Below are 17017 nucleotides of genomic sequence, written 5' to 3'. Positions count from 1 at the left end.
GCATATTTAGTGAAATTTACATTTTCTTTTGTTGTGCTACGATGCGGATGGAGGTGATTTATTGATAATGAAAGTGCGTTCGGAAGAGTATAGCTATGTTGGTTTGCAGTTGTTGGATCTGCGATTACCAGAGGCGCATGAAATGAAGGAATTGATTCGTTCGAAAATGAATATGGCCAAGGCTGGAATTAGTGGAGAAGTTAGAGTGGACCGAGTGTTTAATAAGTATTCATTTCCGTTTGAGTATGTGGTATTGCATGATGTAAGTTTGGAGTTGTATGGTAAGTTTCAGATGGATACATTGTTTTTGACGCCGTATTTTGCGGTAATTTTAGAGAGTAAAAATATAGGAGGTAAGTTGAGTTTTAAAGAGAATCCTTCTCTACTAGAAAGAGCAAATGAGGAAGGAAAAGTGGATGTATTTGAGAGTCCCGAGGTGCAGATTGAACGGAATACCTATTTACTCGACGAATGGCTGAAACAAAAAGGAGTGACGATTCCTATTTACGGGGTAATTGTGTTGACCAACTCCAAAGTTAGAGTCATAGAACCTCCCACAAAATATAATGCTATTCTTCATCAAACAATTCCTGTCTATCTACGTAATATTCCTCGAGAAAAACAGTGCATATCTAGTAAGGATATGAATGCATTGAGCAAAGAAATTATTACAAATAACAAACCTTATTTCCCATACCCCATGTGTAGCAGATGGGGCATCCATCCGAATGATTTATATACTGGAGTGTTATGTGAAAAATGTGAAACGTTTGGAATGGGGAAAAGGAAGAATGGCTGGAACTGTATGCGCTGTGGTCATGTGGATCGGCTTGCCCATGAGAAAGCGATTCGAGAGTGGTTTGTTTTGGTTGGGGAGACCATTAATAATAGGCAATGTAGAAAGTTTCTTCACATAAATTCTCATCATGTAGCATCCAGACTTCTCCAATCTATGGATTTAATAAGAACAGGTACATCCCAAAGTAATATAGAGTATAAATGGAAATGGTGACACTTACTATTGATGAATCGATCGATTGGGTGGAATTATCGATCGATCACCATCGAAAATCCATCGACCAAAAGCAATAATCGATCCATCGTCGTCTATAATCGATCGATCATCACGATTAATCGATCAATGGAATCGGTCGAATCATTCGACTCGTTCAATAAAGATAACGGAAAATTCAAAACATTTCTTGACGCTTTAGTGCAATAAAGGTACGATAAGTTTAATTAGAAAATTGAATAGTGAAATTCTTATCTAGAGAAGTCGAGGGACTGGCCCTATGACACTTCAGCAACCACCAATTTGGTCAGGTGCTAAATCCAGCAGACTTTGCAAAAGTTTGACAGATGAGAAGGTGGTATCTTGCATACTCGTAAAGCCTTCTTTTCATGGAAGGCTTTTTTATATGGGAGAGGATGGATTAAAATGGGTTTATTAGAGGAATTACAGAAGTCTATACTGACAGCAGATGGGGCAATGGGCACGCTTCTTTATTCGTATGGAATTAATTATTGCAATGAGGAATTGAATATTCAGAAGCCGGAAATTATTGAGAAGATACATCAGGATTATATTGCGGCCGGAGCAGATATCATTCAAACGAATACATATGGAGCGAATGCCATTAAGCTCGCGCGCTACGGATTAGAAAATCAAGTAAAAGAAATAAACGAAGCGGCAATCCAAATTGCGAAAAGAGCTGCTGCACCGGGCAATCAATTTGTCCTCGGTACCATAGGAGGTATTCGTGGAATACGAAAAAGTGATGCCACCCTCCAGGAAATTATCGATTCACTCGATCAGCAGGCAATCCAATTATTAGCGGGAGATCCAGATGGCTTATTACTCGAAACCTATTATGATTTGGAAGAATTAAAGACTACGGTGACTTATCTTCGTACACTAACGGATATTCCGATTATTGCCCAGGTTTCTATGCATGAACCAGGTATTTTGCAAAATGGACTGCCACTAAATGATGCGCTAAATCAGCTTGAAGCAATTGGAGCAAATGTTGTGGGAGTCAACTGTCGATTAGGTCCCCATCATACAATTCAAGCATTTGAAGGAGTAAAGTTGCCGGAAAAAGCATTCCTATCTGCATATCCAAATGCAAGTCTGCTTGATATAGATGAAAGCGAATTGTCTACGAGTCAGATGCAGATTATTTTGGAAAAGCAGCATTATATCTAAGGGATGCAGGAGTGCGATTAATAGGGGGCTGCTGTGGGACGACACCAAAGCATATTGAAGCAGTGAAGAAATATATTGCTCATCTACCTCCAATTACGAGTAAGGTAGTCGCGTTGGAAAAGCCAATTATTATTCAAGATGCCAAGCCGACCAACACGCAAGCTCTCCATGAAAAAGCGAGAACAAAACGAACAATTATAGTTGAATTAGACACTCCTCGTCATTTAGATACGTCTACTTTCATGGAAGGTGCGGAAAAGCTATATGCTGCTGGAATTGATGCAGTGACGATGGCAGATAACTCATTAGCATCCCCGAGAATTAGCAATATGGCTATGGGCTCGATGTTAAAGCACCAAAAAGATATTAGACCACTTACTCATATTACATGCCGTGACCGTAATTTAATCGGCCTCCAATCTCATTTAATGGGGCTGGATGCACTTGGCATTCATGATATTCTTGCAGTAACTGGAGACCCAACGAAAATTGGTGATTTCCCTGGTGCGACGAGTGTTTATGATGTATCCAGTTTAGAATTGATACAATTAATCAAACAATTAAATGAAGGTATTTCTTTCTCCGGAAAGTCACTTCGTAAAAAAGCTAACTTCTCTGTGGCTGCCGCATTTAATCCAAATGTTCGTGTGCTTGACCGTGCAGTGAAGCGACTTGAGAAGAAAATTGAATGTGGAGCAGATTATTTTATCACGCAGCCGGTTTATTCCAAAGAAAAAATGCATGAAATATATGAAGCAACTAAACATTTATCAACGCCTATTTTCATCGGAATTATGCCACTGACTAATAGTCGAAATTCTGAATTCCTTCACAATGAAGTGCCAGGTATCAAACTGTCCGAGGAAGTGCTGGAACGTATGCGTTTATGTGGGGAAGATAGAGAGCGTGCTACGGCAGAGGGTATTCAAATTTCGAAGGAATTAATCGATACAGCAGCGGAATTATTCAATGGCATTTATATTATTACACCATTTTTCCGCTACGATATGTCTCTTGAATTAATTCATTATATTAAAGAGATTGATCGAAAGAAAGAGAGAGGTTTCAGCTATGTCCAAACATCTAATTGAGCAGCAACTCCAACAGAGAATACTAATTATTGATGGTGCAATGGGAACGATGATTCAAAACGCGGATCTTAGTCCCGAAGATTTCGGAGGGGAAGAATACGACGGCTGTAATGAGTATTTAAATATCGTCAAACCGGATGTCATTGAGCATATTCATCGTGAATATTTAGCTGCTGGAGCTGATATTATATGTACGAATACATTTGGTGGAACGCCAGTCGTGTTAAATGAATATGATCTTGGTTATCAAGCACATGATATCAACTTTCTTGCAGCTCAGTTTGCTAAAACTTGTGCAGAGGAATTTTCTACATCTGATTGGCCACGGTTTGTAGCGGGAGCGATTGGACCGACGACAAAAACATTATCTATCACTGGTGGTATTACGTTTGATGAACTTACGAACGACTTTTATGTGCAGGCAAAGGCTTTAGTAGAAGGTGGAGTAGATGTTATCTTACTGGAAACAAGCCAGGATATGCTGAACGTAAAAGCTGCAACAATTGGAATCAAGCAAGCATTTGAGGAATTGAAGATAGAGCTACCTATTATGATTTCAGGAACCATTGAACCAATGGGAACGACGCTTGCCGGGCAAAGTATCGAAGCATTCTATATTTCAATTGAACATATAAAACCACTTTCTGTTGGCTTAAACTGTGCGACAGGACCAGAATTTATGACGGATCATATCCGCTCACTATCTGAGTTATCGGACGGCTATGTTAGCTGTTATCCAAATGCTGGCTTACCAGATGAGGAAGGACATTACCATGAATCCCCAGAGTCACTTTCTAAAAAACTTCGTGGCTTTGCAGAAAAAGGATGGTTGAATGTTGTTGGTGGATGCTGTGGGACGACACCTGCTCATATTCAGGCTGTACGCGAAGCAGTAAAGGATCTTGCTCCACGTAAACCAGTTGAGGCAGGTCACGGGCATGTAGTGTCTGGTATTGAACCTCTTCAATATGATGAATCCATGCGTCCGCTATTCATAGGAGAGCGAACAAATGTGATAGGCTCTCGGAAGTTTAAGCGTTTAATAGTAGATGAAAAGTTTGAAGAAGCATCTGAAATTGCACGTGCACAGGTTAAAGGTGGAGCTCATGTGATTGATATTTGTCTAGCAAATCCTGACCGTGATGAACTAGAGGACATGACCAACTTCATGAAAGAAGTAGTAAAAAAAGTGAAAGTACCTCTCGTTATTGATTCGACGGATGAAAAAGTAATAGAAGTAGCACTGAAGTATTCCCAAGGCAAAACAATCATCAATTCTATTAACTTAGAGGATGGCGAAGAGCGGTTTGATGCAGTAATGCCTTTAGTGAAAAAATACGGTGCGGCAGTAGTGGTTGGAACAATTGATGAGATAGGAATGGCAGTTACTCGAGAGCGGAAGTTAGAAATTGCGGAACGATCTTATGATTTATTAGTAAATAAATGGGGAATCGCGCCGGAGGATATAATTTTTGACCCACTAGTATTCCCTGTCGGAACAGGGGACCAGCAATATATCGGTTCTGCAGTAGAAACGATTGAAGGCATTCGTCTAATAAAAGAAAAATTGCCACGTGCACTGACTGTTTTAGGAGTAAGTAATGTATCATTTGGTCTTCCACCAGTTGGTCGCGAAGTATTGAATGCTGTCTATTTATACAACTGTACACAGGCCGGTCTAGACTACGCCATTGTAAATACGGAAAAGCTTGAAAGATACGCTTCCATTCCTAAATCAGAAATCGATATGGCAAATGAACTTTTATTTACAACGACTGACAAAACACTTGCTGATTTTACCGACTTTTACCGCGATAAAAAGAAAGAAAAGACGGAAGATGATATACCGAAAACTGTACCAGAGCGGCTTGCCTATTATGTTATTGAAGGCACTAAGGAAGGACTTATCCCTGACTTAGAAGCGGCACTTCAATTGTATGATGCACCACTAGATATCATAAATGGTCCATTGATGAAGGGCATGGCTGAGGTAGGGAAACTGTTTAATGAAAACCAGCTAATAGTTGCAGAGGTTCTTCAAAGCGCAGGAGTTATGAAGGCGTCTGTGTCCTATTTGGAGCAGTATATGGAGAAAAAAGAGGACGATTCTGGTAAGGGTAAAATCGTACTGGCGACTGTTAAAGGCGATGTGCATGATATCGGAAAAAACCTAGTTGATATTATATTGAGTAACAATGGATATAAAGTAATAGATGTTGGAATTAAAGTAACGCCAGCCACTTTAATAGAGGTTATTCGGAAGGAAAAGCCCGATATGATTGGACTTTCTGGACTACTTGTAAAATCAGCACAGCAAATGGTTATCACTGCGCAGGATTTTAAAGAAGCAGGTATTGATGTGCCTATATTAGTAGGTGGAGCAGCGCTTTCTCGTCGTTTCACAGAAACAAAAATTTCGGCTCAATATGATGGACCTGTCCTATATGCGAAAGATGCCATGCAGGGACTTGATCTTGCCAATCGATTGCAAAATGCAGAGGATAAAGAGACTTTATTAGTCGAGCTTGGTATTCAACAGGAGAAACGGAAAATTGCAGAAGCTAATCGCTCAGCTAAGCAGGCGGTGGCCGTTTTAGAAAAACCAGTGAAAACAGTTCGCGAGGATGTGCAGATATACGTACCAAAGGATGTTCGTAGACATGTACTAAAGGATTATTCGGTCGCACATTTGCACCCATATGTGAATATGCGCACATTGATCGGTCATCATTTAGGATTAAAAGGATATAACGAAAAACTATTAGTAGAAGGTGACGAGCGTGCTACTGAGTTGCATGAGTTAGTCACAGGATATTTAAAGTCAGATATATTGAAACCACAAGGTGTCTATCAATTTTTCCCTGCGCAAGCGGATGGAAATGATGTAATTATCTATGACCCAGCCGATGCGAAAATAGAAATCGAGCGATTCACATTCCCGCGCCAATCCGTGGAGCCATTCCTTTGTTTAGCAGATTATATCAAATCTGTGGACAGTGGAGAAATGGATTATGTAGCGTTTATGCTAGTAACTGCAGGACATGGTGTTCGTGGGCAAGCAACTTTACTTAAAGAACAAGGGAAATTCCTAGATAGCCATGCACTACAGGCAACTGCACTTGAAGTGGCAGAAGGATTCGCCGAACGCATTCACCAAGAAATCCGCGACCAATGGGGATTCCCAGACGCAACGGACTTTACAATGCGCGACCGTTTTGCTGCAAAATACCAAGGCCAACGCTTCTCCTTTGGCTATCCAGCCTGCCCGAATTTAGATGACCAAGCAAAACTGTTTGGATTGTTAAAACCTGAAGTAATTGGAGTAGAACTAACCGAAGAATTTATGATGGAACCGGAAGCGTCTGTCTCCGCGATCGTATTTGCACATCCAGATGCACGATATTTTGTCGTAGACTAAAATGAAACACTGCCGTTCTGGGCAGTGTTTTTTATGTTGAAGATGGCGAATCGGTCGAATAAGGGAAGAAATCGGTTGAATGTGAGTGATAATCGGTCGAATAACACACAACATCGGTCGAATCAATCAATCAATCAATCAATCACTTGATAACAAAGATGAACGATTCTTAACTCGTTTCAATTGTGCAACGATAATTACACTTATAATGACTAGTAAAAACCACGAGCTAATTTTCCCAATGTGGACAAGAGACCAAGTTTCCTCTTGGTTAGGGTATTGCCACGCTCCTAAAAAGGTTACGATATTTTCAGCAATCCAAATAAAAAATCCAATCAAAATAAAAGCAAGAATCATAGGCATTTTAAAAACCTTTTCCTTCAATTCAAAAGTCACTAACGTGCGGAAAAAAATAAAAAAGAGCAAGCATTTCAGAATCCAACGAATATCATAAGTGAAATGATGGGTAAAGAAATTGAAATAAATAAGCATGCTAATTCCCACTGCCCAAATTGGTTTCGGCCAATTATACAGATGTAGATTCATTCTCCGCCAACTTTGACAAATATAGCTCGCAACACTTGCGTACATAAACCCGCTGTATAAAGGCACTCCCCCAATCTTACTAAATGCTTCCTCTGGATATGACCAAGAACCCATATGTACTTTATATAATTCTAAACCGAGACCAATAATGTGGAATAAACATATAACCTTGAACTCATCCCATGTTTCTAATTTGGAAACGAGCATAAATGCTTGCCCAACTATACAAATAAGTAATATAAAATCGTATCTGGGAATAAATGGTATACTCGAAAATTTAGAAATGGCTAGTGCTCCAAATATGATTACAGGAAATATACAAGAAAGTGCCTGTAAATAAGTAAATAGTAGAAGGTTTCGCATACTAGTACTCCTTTTAAATAGATATAGGAATATGGACGAACTTAAAAGATTTTGGTTCAAGTGTGACGTATAATTTTCACTATGTATAAAACTAAGGGGGAATTGCTCATGAATTCGGAAAATCAGCTTTTTCTTCATCATTTATAATATCTTTGTCGAGGCTTTAAATTCTTATAATATTTGTCCAATTGCACTACCTAATTGAAGAGGCTTTGATGGACAAAAGATATAATAAGGAACACCTAGTTTAATAGCACCTGCGCCATTTTCATCTTCAGGAAATATAACTTCTGTAGCCGCACCTAGCGTTTGAAGTCTTCTTGACGCGTGAAAAACTGAAGAGCTTCAGTTACTTTTGTATTTGATCATATTTATGAACAATAGGACCATTTTTTTCTGGATAACAAACAACCTATTCTTTGAGATAGCTCAAGGAATAGGTTGTTTCAATTTTACTAGAAATCACTTTCTAATTCATTAAAGTGGATTTGATAAACTTTTGTTGGTCGCCCCCGAAGTTTCTTCTGTTGTAGCGTGGAGACGGTTGCTGCTCCGTGTTCCTCTAATTTTTTCAGAATACGATTGGCAGCTCTTGAGGTAATCCCTAAATGGGTGCTTAAGTCTTCTGACGTGATTGTGTTAGATTGCATTTTATCCATAACAGCGAGTATCTTTTGAATTTGTAAGGTAGTCGTGTTGAATTTAGTGCTTAATTGGTCAATCACTGAATCGTATTGTGTAACAACTTGTATTGAGTCTTTGTCTCCTAGAGGTCCAATTAATGCCTCCTCTTTCGACAAAATGTATGCCTGTGTTTCTTGGTTTGTACACATTTGTGCAGCTTTCTCAGCATTACTCTGCGCTTCTTGAATAGAATGCCCAATTCCCCAACCAATTTTCACAGGGAAATGTAATTCTTGAGATAGAAATGCAGCTATCTGACAGCTTTTCATCTCATTTGTAATCACTTTGAAGTCGCTGTAATTTGTAATGATTTCATAAAGAAAAACGTTTTTATGGATAATAAAGGTCATCTGATTTTGTTTACTAAAATCTAGAATAGCTTTATATAAGGACATCTGTCGATATTCTAAGTCGAAAACATTGTTCTTGTTAATACTCATCTCTAAATGAGCAATAACTACTTGGTTTTCAATCAATTGAATGAGTTGAATCTCTTTTAAAATTGCCTCAATTTTCAATTTCATACTGCGCTCAGAAGGGACAATTAATAAGGGCGTAATACCATATGGTTTTAGAACTTCTGGTAAATGACTTAGTCGTGTAATGCCTATATCTATTTTTTTTTCTTGCCACAATTGTATATGAAGATCCTGTATTTTGTCATATATTTCAAAGTCATCAAATGCTTGAATACTTCGCTCAAAAATATATGGAAAATCATCTTTAGTAGTCCATTCATATACACCTAAAAAATTATTTTCTTTATACAAAAAATCTACTAAACAACGTTTCATCTGAAATTCTTTGTGATTGTAAATATATTCAGATAGAGTTCTATAAAAGTCATCTTGCGTGACATCAAAATGTAACATTGGTATAAGAATATCCGGGAAATGTTGCTTGATGAAAAAATAAGGGATTTCCCCACTAAATAATATGCCATCCACAAACTGGATTTTATCTAAAAATATTTGTTGTAAATGCGTTAATGAATCATAGATTGTAAAGATAAACTCACATTGCTCTAAGTCTAAACTTTCTACCTTCTTTGCCCATGGTAATGAGTTTTCTGTCGTGACAATTAAAATACGCACCATTATCTTACTTTTCCCCCTTTTCAAAAAATATGTTGATATTTATATTAATTTAGTTTACCTTAGTTTAAAGACATGTAATAAATAGGTCTTTTAATTAGTTAGAAGAGGGGGCTTAAAATGAAGACAAACCAGAATTCCAACGTAATTGAAGAGAACAGGTTCTCCAAGTTTTTAAGTATTGTTGAGAGAGTAGGGAATAAACTTCCCCATCCATTTATTTTATTTTTTTATCTAACAATTGCTCTAGTCTTAATATCTTTTGTTTTAAGCTTGTTCAATGCCGCTGTTGTCCATCCAAGTACTGCTGAAACAGTGGTAGTTAAAAGTATTTTATCCTACGAAGGAATACAATTTATATTACTTAATACTTTAACAAATTTTACTAGTTTTGCACCACTTGGTCTAGTGTTAACAATTATGTTAGGGGTCGGACTAGCGGAAAAAGTTGGGTTATTAGAAACACTGATGAAAAGTGCAATTGTTAGTGCACCCAAGAAGTATCTTACGTTTGTAGTGTTTTTTATTGGTATTTTAGGAAATGTCGCTTCAGATGCTGCATTTGTTGTTATTCCACCACTTGCTGCACTTATGTTCTTGTTGGTTGGTCGTCATCCACTAGCTGGTTTGGCTGTTGGTTTAGCTAGTACGGGAATTGGTTTCTCAGCAAATATTTTGATTGCGGGTACTGATGCTCTACTATCTGGTATTTCTACTGAAGTTGCAAAAGGATATATGGAGGGAATAGTTGTAACACCACTTGATAACTGGTACTTCATGAGTGCTTCCACATTTGTTTTAGCTTTGGTGGGTACTATTGTTACAGAGAAATACGTTGAGCCTCGTTTAGGTGTTTATAAAGGCGAGCAATCTTTAGAAAATATTAATACTAGCCCACTTGAAAAACGCGGCTTACGAAATACATTAATTGCGACTATTATTTTTATTGCCATTATATTAGTGGGGGTGCTAATTCCTAACTCACCATTATTGAATGAGGATGGTTCTATTTTACGCTCCCCATTTCTATCAGGTATTGTCCCTGTAATTTTTGCATTCTTCTTAACTATAGGTGTTGTCTATGGTATAACAACGAAAAAAATCACTTCTACAGCTGATATTCCAAAGGTTATGACAGAATCAGTTGGTAGTTTATCTGGTTATATTGTTTTAATATTTATGATTTCACAATTTATTGCTTATTTTAACTGGACTAATATAGCAACATATTTAGCTGTTAATCTAGCTAGTATTTTAAATACACTAAACATGACAAATATATTTGTCATAGTGTTATTTGTTTTATTAGTAGCGGTATTAAGCTTATTTATCTTAAGTGGTTCAGCATTATGGGCATTGGTAGCACCAGTATTCATACCGGTCTTTATGGAACTTGGCTACCATCCAGCGTTTATTCAATTAGCTTATCGTATAGGTGAATCTTCAACAAATATGGTAACACCTTTAAATCCTTACTTTGCGATAATTTTGTCCTTCATGCATGTGTATGATAAAAAAGCAGGTATAGGGACATTAATGTCGCTTATGATCCCATACACAATTGTGTTAGGAACTGTGTGGGTTATTTTAATGTTAATCTTTGGATTCTTCAATCTACCAATTGGACCTGGAATTTTTATGAAAATGTAACTACTAACTTTTAAAGAGGTGGAAAAATGGGTAAATTTACGATTGCTTCTAATTCATTGGAACAAATGATTACCTGGAGAAGAGATTTTCATCGTTTTCCTGAAGTTGGTTGGACGGAGTTTCGCACAGCCTCTATTATTGCTCATGAATTAGATCAATTAGGTTTTGAGGTCCAAGTCGGAAAAGATGTTGTATCTGAGGAGAGAATGGGAGTTCCCTCAGAAGAGCGAATAGCGGCTTGCTATGAAAAAGCAAAAGGTAATGGTGGATACAAAGCATATATGGAAAAAATGGTTGGAGGATATACAGGTGTGGTTGGCACAATTAATGGGAAGAGGAAAGGTCCAACTATAGCTTTCCGTTTTGATATGGACGCTTTAGATATTTTAGAAACACTCGAGTCTTCACATTTTCCGCAAGAAATTGGGTTTCGATCAGAAAATGAGGGAGTAATGCATGCTTGTGGACATGATGCTCATAGTGCCGTTGGTTTAGGTTTAGCGACAATATTGGCAAATAATTTGGACCAAATTGAGGGAACTATTAAAATCATTTTTCAGCCAGCTGAAGAAGGTGTACGCGGTGCGAAATCAATGGTTGAAGCTGGAGTAGTAGACGATGTGGATTACTTTTTGGGCATGCATGTAGGAACAGGTGCCCCATTGGGAACTGTTGTTGCAGGAACGGATGGATTTTTAGCAACAACTAAAATAGATGCAACATTTAAAGGAATAGCGGCACATGCGGGGGCGGAGCCTGAAAAGGGAAGAAATGCTTTACTTGCTGCTGCTTCTGCCATTCTTAGTCTCCACGCTATTCCACGTCATAGTGCAGGCACATCACGCATAAATGTGGGTACTTGCAAAGCGGGAGACGGTCGTAATATTGTGCCAGCACACGCTTTCTTACAGCTTGAAACGCGTGGTGAAAATAGCGAGGTGCATTCGTATGTTCATCAGCAAGCTATTTCTGTATTAGAGGGAGCAGCCCTAATGTATGGGACGGAACTTTCATACAAAATAGTGGGGGCAGCTAAAACTGCAACATCTTCTGAAAAATTAATAGAAATGGTTGCTCATTCAGCTAAGATAGCTAACGGGGTCGAGGAAGTTATCCCACGTAGCAAGTTTGCAGCTGGATCAGAGGATGCCACTTATATGATGAGTCATGTACAACAGCAAGGAGGACTTGCAACATATGCTATTTTTGGCACAACTTTAGCTGCAGGACATCATCATGAAAAATTTGATATCGACGAGGCTGTTTTTTCAATCATTGTGGACACATGGCTAGGCACAATCGAAGAAATCTATAAAGAAGAAAGTAGAGAGATCTAAATGGATAATATATCAGATTTAATCGCTACATTAATAGATGGATATAGTAAAGAAATTATTGAACTAAGTGATAAAATTTGGGAAACACCGGAAACGCGATTTAAGGAATTCCAATCATCCAAGATATTAAGCGATTTTCTAGAACAGAAGGGTTTTTTAGTAGAACGAGGAGTGGGCGGTATTGAGACTGCCTTTACAGCTTCATTTGGACAAGAAAAACCAGTTATCGGAATACTTGGGGAGTTTGATGCACTTTCCGGGCTTAGCCAAAAAGAAGCTTCTGAAATTCGAGAGCCATTACAAGAAAATGGAAATGGACATGGATGTGGCCATAATTTACTAGGAACGGCTGGAGTTGCTGCTGTTCTTGCTTTAAAGGAACTCATTCAGCAAAAGAAAATTACGGGTTCTATTAAATACTTTGGCTGTCCGGGTGAAGAAGGTGGATCTGGAAAAACCTATATGGTTCGCGACGGTGTTTTTAAAGACATTGATGCTGCACTTACTTGGCATCCAAATTCATATACAGGTATTTTTTCATTCTCATCCCTTGCAAACTATCAAGTATATTTTGCATTCGAGGGAAAGGCATCTCATGCTGCGAATTCTCCTCATCTAGGACGAAGTGCACTTGATGCAGTCGAGTTGATGAATGTTGGTGTTAATTATTTGCGAGAGCATATTATCTCAGAAGCAAAAGTTCACTATGCTGTTACTAATTCTGGAGGGACTTCTCCAAATGTTGTACAGTCAGACGCAGAAGTGCTGTATCTAATACGTGCACCACATATCAAAGATGTAGAGGAAATCTATCAACGTGTCATCAAAATTGCTAATGGAGCAGCTTTAATGACAGAAACGAAAGTCACTGTCCGCTTTGATAAGGCTTGCTCTAATTACATACCAAATCACACATTAAATGTTTTAGTGAATGAAAAACTACAACATTACGGGTTGCCAGATTATGATGAAAAAGAATTAGCGTATGCAAAAAAAATGGCCAAAACCATAACAGCTGAAGAAGTAAATTCGGCAATATTAGATGCAGAAAAACTATCTAACTATCAATTAACAGACCAATTTTATAGAGAAGATAATCCGTTTTTCGGGGAAGTTATCCCTTACGCTAAAGGTCGTGAGGTAATGCAAGGATCTACAGATGTAGGGGATGTAAGTTGGATAGTACCGACAGCTCAGTTTTTTACAACATGTTTTGTAGCCGGAACACCACTTCATACATGGCAATTAGTCTCACAAGGGAAAACATCACTGGCTCATAAGGGGCTTTTGTCTGCCGGAAAAGTCCTTGCTGCTAGTGCAGTAGGAATTTTTGAGCAGCCTACTATAATAGAAAAAGCGAAGGAAGAACTAGCTTTATTAACAAAAAATAATTATCGGAACCCATTACCAGCAGACCTTAAGCCAAGTATGTAATAGAAGATTAGAATTATTTCATGCAAATACGAAAAAATAACCTATCCTGGAGTTACTTGAGGATAGGTCGTTTTTCGTTATAAAATATTAGGGACCTAAATAAATGTAACTACCTAGCAATAAGGGTAGAAGGTTGCGCATACTAGTACTCCTTTATATAGATATAGGAATATGGACGAACTAAAATAGTTTGGTTCAATTTAATGGACTTTAATTGATTTTTCCCTATAAAAAAGGTTGGTCGTGACTGAAGTCAGGACCAACCAAAATATCATTTATTTCTTGTCTAGATCTACTTCAGATGCTTCGACTTTATTTTCATCTTTTTCTTCATCATTTATAATATCTCGAGTCGAGGTTTTGAATTCTTTTAACGTTTGTCCAACTGCTTTGCCTAGCTGAGGTAATTTAGATGGACCAAAGATAATCAAGGCAATAATTAATACAAGTATTAAACCGGGTACTCCTATGTTTGGCATGGAATCTCCTCCTTCTATATGTAGAATCGATTTAAATATAACACATTCCGCAGTAAAATGAAAAATGAAGGTTCTGACCTTGTAGCTAGTTATTTAGAAACAAGTGGACCGCCGCCATTTTCCAAGTATTCAATTATGCCTTCAGCCCACCAGCAGTTAGTTGGAGTTGGATTCGTATTCATAGGACCGAAGTGAGGGAATGCCGAAGCTCACAAACGAATAATTTCTCTAAATCCCACATTTCTATGTAATTATTGACTGCATAGTTTTCCCACCTACAAATTAAGAATGCATTATATCAGTCATCTACGCCTTAGGTCTTAGTCATTTTCCACCTTAAGTACGTATGTAATAATCACCGGAAAGAGGATGATTAGAATAATAGATTCGAGGCAAACATGTCTCTTATGAACGAGGTGGAAAAATGGGCAAAAGGATTTACATCATTCTTAGTAATACAGGTACATTATTATCGAAGGCCATTGGCATGTATACAAAAAAAGAGTTAAACCATGCCTCCATTGCTTTTGATGAGGAGTTAAATGAGATGTATAGCTTCGGACGGAAAAGTATTCATAATCCATTCAATGCAGGTCTCATTAAGGAAAATCCTATGGAAGGACTGTTCCAAAGAGCAACCTGTGCCATTTATGCGTGCGAGGTGACTGATTCCGAATATATGCGGATGAAAAGTAAAATTAGCCAAATGGAACAGCAAAAACAACTATATAAATATAATTTAATAGGTTTGGTGTTGGTTGCAATAAATATTGAAATAGAGCGTGAGAATGCATTCTTTTGTTCTCAATTTGTCGCAACGATTATGAAAGAATGTCCATCTTCGCAACTACAGGTTGCACCCCCTTTGGTGCAACCGCATCATTTTGAACAACTTTCTGCATTAACCTTAAAATACAAAGGAAACTTACAAACATATGTAAGTAGTAGAAGGGAAATAGAGCAACCCATTCATATATCTGATTGGAGAAAGAATGTATTTTCAATAGCTAACTTTATGTAATACTGGAATATTTACTCTCTGTTCTGGACAGTATAGAGAGGAATGCAAATTCTATCTTGTGCTAAGGAGGATGAAGAGTGAAAGAAGAACAACCAAACTACGATTCCAATGTGGAAAATGAGGAGACACTCACGAATAGGCAGGGGCATCCTGTAACGAATAATCAGCATATGAGGACGGTCGGAAATAGAGGACCTGCAACTTTAGAAAACTATGACTTCATTGAAAAAATAAGTCACTTTGACAGAGAACGAATACCTGAGCGAGTAGTACATGCAAGAGGTGCCGGAGCTCACGGTTATTTTGAAGCATACGGTGCTGCTGGAGACGAGGCAATCTCTAAATATACTCGAGCTAAATTGTTTCAGGAAAAGGGGAAGAAAACTCCAGTATTTGTTCGATTTTCTTCCGTTATTCATGGAGGACATTCTCCAGAAACATTGCGTGATCCTCGTGGATTTGCCGTTAAATTTTATACAGAGGATGGAAACTGGGATTTAGTAGGAAACAATTTGAAAATATTCTTTATTCGTGATGCGATAAAGTTCCCGGATATGATTCATGCGTTTAAGCCGGATCCTGTCACGAATATTCAGGATTCTGAGCGTTTCTTTGATTTCTGTGCGAGCTCTCCTGAGTCATTCCATATGGTGACATTCGTCTATTCGCCATGGGGGATACCTGCAAATTATCGGATGATGCAAGGATCTGGTGTGAATACGTATAAATGGGTAAACAAAGAAGGAAAAGCAGTACTCGTAAAATATCACTGGGAGCCGAAGCAAGGTATTCGTAATTTAACTCAAAAGGAAGCAGAGGAAATCCAGGGGAAAAACTTTAATCATGCAACGCAGGATTTATATGACGCAATTGAAAAAGGCGACTTCCCTGAATGGGAGTTACTAGTGCAAACGATGAGTGATGATGATCATCCAGAGCTAAATTTTGATCCGTTAGATGATACAAAGTTATGGCCAGAGGATTTATTCCCCTGGAAGGCCGTTGGAAAAATGGTGTTAGATCGAAACCCTGAGGACTATTTTACGGAAGTAGAGCAGGTGGCATTTGGTACGGGTGTGTTAGTAGATGGGTTGGACTTTTCAGACGATAAAATGCTACAAGGTCGGACATTTTCGTACTCCGATACGCAAAGACATCGTGTTGGAGCGAACTATTTACAGCTTCCGATCAATGCGCCAAAAAAACGTGTCGCAACCAATCAAAGCGGTGGGCAAATGGCATACCGTCTAGATAGAGGCCCTTTCCAAAATCCACATATCAACTATGAACCTTCTATATTAGATGGCTTAAAGGAAGCAACACAGTTAGGTAAAGAGTACACGCCAATGATCAAAGGAAACTTAGTTCGCGAGTCCATCGATCGCCAAAATAATACAAAGCAAGCAGGAGAAACCTACCGCCAATTTGAACAATGGGAAAAAACAGAGCTCATCGCTAATCTTGTCAATGACCTCTCCGCCTGTGATCCACGGATTCAGGAAAAGATGATTGCCCTAGCAGAGGAAGCAGATGAAGACTATGGTCGACATTTAAGAGAAGGACTTGCTCACGCTAAAAATAACGGCTCTTCTCAAAAACCATTGGGAAATAAAGACGGAGATAAAGCACCAGAACAAGCAATCAATAAAAGTAATGAAGCAGATCCATATTAATAGCAATCACCCTGCCCAACC

Annotated in this window: 11 protein-coding genes, 1 pseudogene and 1 riboswitch; of the genes and pseudogenes, 9 read left to right on the top strand and 3 right to left on the bottom strand. The window is 38.3% G+C overall.

The window, feature by feature from the left end; translation table 11 throughout:
* The first annotated feature begins 67 nt into the window (after nt 1–67).
* The 4 genes and pseudogenes from LDK52_RS11480 to metH all read left to right on the top strand — a co-directional run bounded on the left by LDK52_RS11480 (nt 68) and on the right by metH (nt 6715).
* Nucleotides 68–1012, top strand: coding sequence for a nuclease-related domain-containing protein (locus LDK52_RS11480; RefSeq protein ID WP_277586147.1), 945 nt, complete (start codon nt 68–70; stop codon nt 1010–1012).
* Nucleotides 1013–1021: 9 nt separating this feature from the next.
* Nucleotides 1022–1222 (top strand): hypothetical protein, encoded by a 201-nt coding sequence (locus LDK52_RS11475; RefSeq protein ID WP_277586111.1) that lies wholly within the window; start codon nt 1022–1024, stop codon nt 1220–1222.
* 38 nt (nt 1223–1260) lie between these two features.
* Nucleotides 1261–1366: riboswitch (SAM riboswitch) on the top strand.
* 72 nt (nt 1367–1438) lie between these two features.
* Nucleotides 1439–3297 (top strand): annotated as a pseudogene (locus tag LDK52_RS11470) (bifunctional homocysteine S-methyltransferase/methylenetetrahydrofolate reductase).
* Nucleotides 3278–6715 (top strand): methionine synthase, encoded by a 3438-nt coding sequence (gene metH / locus LDK52_RS11465; protein WP_277586110.1) that lies wholly within the window; start codon nt 3278–3280, stop codon nt 6713–6715. Before LDK52_RS11470 ends, metH begins: the two are co-directional and overlap by 20 nt.
* Before the next feature lie 138 nt (nt 6716–6853).
* On the opposite strand, the gene LDK52_RS11460 is transcribed toward metH, so the two are convergent.
* Nucleotides 6854–7624, bottom strand: coding sequence for a DUF817 domain-containing protein (locus LDK52_RS11460; RefSeq protein WP_277586109.1), 771 nt, complete (start codon nt 7622–7624; stop codon nt 6854–6856).
* 455 nt (nt 7625–8079) lie between these two features.
* Nucleotides 8080–9405, bottom strand: a complete 1326-nt coding sequence (locus LDK52_RS11455; protein ID WP_277586108.1) for a helix-turn-helix domain-containing protein — start codon at nt 9403–9405, stop codon at nt 8080–8082.
* A gap of 117 nt (nt 9406–9522) precedes the next feature.
* Between LDK52_RS11455 and LDK52_RS11450 the strand changes: the two genes are divergently transcribed.
* Genes LDK52_RS11450 through LDK52_RS11440 form a run of 3 tightly spaced genes read left to right on the top strand, consistent with a single transcriptional unit; the run spans nt 9523 to nt 13823 of the window.
* Nucleotides 9523–11052, top strand: coding sequence for an AbgT family transporter (locus LDK52_RS11450; protein WP_277586107.1), 1530 nt, complete (start codon nt 9523–9525; stop codon nt 11050–11052).
* A 26-nt stretch (nt 11053–11078) separates the two neighbouring features.
* Complete coding sequence (locus tag LDK52_RS11445) at nt 11079–12389, top strand: amidohydrolase (protein WP_277586106.1); 1311 nt, start codon at nt 11079–11081, stop codon at nt 12387–12389.
* Entirely contained in the window at nt 12390–13823 is a 1434-nt protein-coding gene (locus LDK52_RS11440; RefSeq protein WP_277586105.1) for a M20 family metallopeptidase, read from the top strand.
* Nucleotides 13824–14098: 275 nt separating this feature from the next.
* Here LDK52_RS11440 and tatA read toward each other — a convergent pair whose 3' ends face one another.
* Entirely contained in the window at nt 14099–14302 is a 204-nt protein-coding gene (gene tatA, locus LDK52_RS11435; RefSeq protein WP_277586104.1) for a twin-arginine translocase TatA/TatE family subunit, read from the bottom strand.
* A gap of 424 nt (nt 14303–14726) precedes the next feature.
* Here tatA and LDK52_RS11430 point away from each other — a divergent pair, with 424 nt between their 5' ends.
* Both LDK52_RS11430 and LDK52_RS11425 read left to right on the top strand, forming a co-directional pair.
* Entirely contained in the window at nt 14727–15323 is a 597-nt protein-coding gene (locus LDK52_RS11430; protein ID WP_277586103.1) for a hypothetical protein, read from the top strand.
* A 77-nt stretch (nt 15324–15400) separates the two neighbouring features.
* A complete protein-coding gene (locus LDK52_RS11425; RefSeq protein WP_277586102.1) occupies nt 15401–16996 on the top strand; it encodes a catalase in 1596 nt (531 codons plus the stop codon).
* The last annotated feature ends 21 nt before the right edge of the window (nt 16997–17017 follow it).

This window comes from Psychrobacillus antarcticus (genome assembly GCF_029533155.1).
GTDB classification, from domain to species: domain Bacteria; phylum Bacillota; class Bacilli; order Bacillales_A; family Planococcaceae; genus Psychrobacillus; species Psychrobacillus antarcticus.
This window is presented reverse-complemented; position numbering and strand designations above follow the sequence as displayed.